Here is a 1,517-nt window from a genome sequence, read left to right on the forward strand (position 1 = left end):
GTTAAGGCGAGCAACAAAGATCAAAAAGTCATTCAAAAGAGTGCTGACTTTACGCTGGAAGAAGAATCGACTGGCCCAGAAGAGCCATCAGGCGAGTATGATTTTACTTTCCCACAATCACTTAATACCTACAAAGCAGGTACTACTGTACTGCAACCAAAAACCGGTAAAGTGTATGAGTGTAAGCCTTTCCCATACAGTGGCTATTGTATTCAGTGGAACAACAATGCTACCCATTATGAGCCGGGTGTAGGTTCAAACTGGCAAGATGCCTGGATTGAGAAGAAGTAATCTTTTTTCCAGTGATAACGGTAGGGTTATGGTAATTAAATAATCCGACCCCAAGCAGACCCCGTGCGCATGCGCGGGGTTTTTGTCATTAGAACGGGCGCTTCACCGTATTTATTCCATTCTGCCAATAAAAATCCTTTTTTTGTAACAAGTCTGGCAATTCTTTCCCTCTTTTTCCTTGAACATCGCCCCAACTCTAAGGCATGCTGAACGATGTTTGTTTAGTGTTGCGCAGGATGTCTGATGGCTTTGAAACTTCACCCTTTACATATTGAACTTCTATGTTTGGCTACAAATCACTACACCTTATCAGTGGAGCAAGTATGCCAGAGGGTTCAGGTTACCCAGTCATTAGCACACCCTTTAGTTGTGCAACCGGTTATTGATGAGATGCTCGATTACGGGCTGCTCGATCAGCACCCTACTGATGCAACCTATCAGCTCAGCGGATCGGGTATCTGGATTGTCTTACGGTTATGGCAGTGCGGAAAATTGCTGCAACCGCTGCAAACCTCTGAAGATGACAGTCTGATGGCAAGCTTGCATCAGCTACTGGCATGCTGGGCAGCATCACCCACTACACTTTCCCATGCTGTAGAGAATGATGCTGCAGAGATCAGCTATTGGTTAGATTTACTCAGTTGTTCACCGCTGTTGTGGGCTGGATTACCGTATCTGCCTGATCAGTGGCGCGCTACGCTTTATCAGCATGCGCTGTTAAGCCAAATTCGCAGCGAGTGTGATCCCGATTTTTGGCAACAAGCCGACCAATTTGCCAATTTGCTGCCTAATCACCTCACCCGACAGGCATGGCAGGCGGATGCCCAGCTATGCAACTCCGGTACGCTGCCACCGGATCACTGGTTTTCTATCTGGAGTCGGGAAGGGCTAACCGCACTGCGCCACACCCTACAACAGGGCTTTCCTGCCGTGAGTGGTACAGCCCCGAGCTTTGTGACCTTGCTGGGCGCTGTATTGCTCAATACTGATCACCATTACCCGCGTGATCCCCGTGCGCCAGAGCACAGCCATGAAGCCTATCAGTGTTTGCGCCATTGTGCAGAGTGGGCGGTAGTGCAGGGGCATCAAGGGTTACAGACCCTGATTGCACAACTGGCCAAGATTGACAGCAATACTGATGCTTTTGCCCAGATTCAGGTGCTTGAACAGCAACATCCTGATTGGGGGGATACCCTACTGATCGGGCTGGCTTTGCTGGTTCAGGG

At 49.0% G+C, this 1,517-nt stretch carries 1 protein-coding gene and 1 pseudogene; both read left to right on the plus strand.

Features of this window, described 5'->3' with window-relative positions; translation table 11 throughout:
• Positions 1-291, plus strand: a pseudogene (locus ACRC27_RS03100) (N-acetylglucosamine-binding protein GbpA); the annotation flags it as partial.
• Between the two features lie 243 nt (positions 292-534).
• Positions 535-1,517, plus strand: a 983-nt coding sequence (locus ACRC27_RS03105) for a hypothetical protein (RefSeq protein ID WP_438639174.1), incomplete at its 3' end; no start/stop codon positions are given.

Source organism: Plesiomonas sp., from assembly GCF_051650925.1.
In the GTDB taxonomy this organism is placed as follows: domain Bacteria; phylum Pseudomonadota; class Gammaproteobacteria; order Enterobacterales; family CAMTGL01; genus Plesiomonas.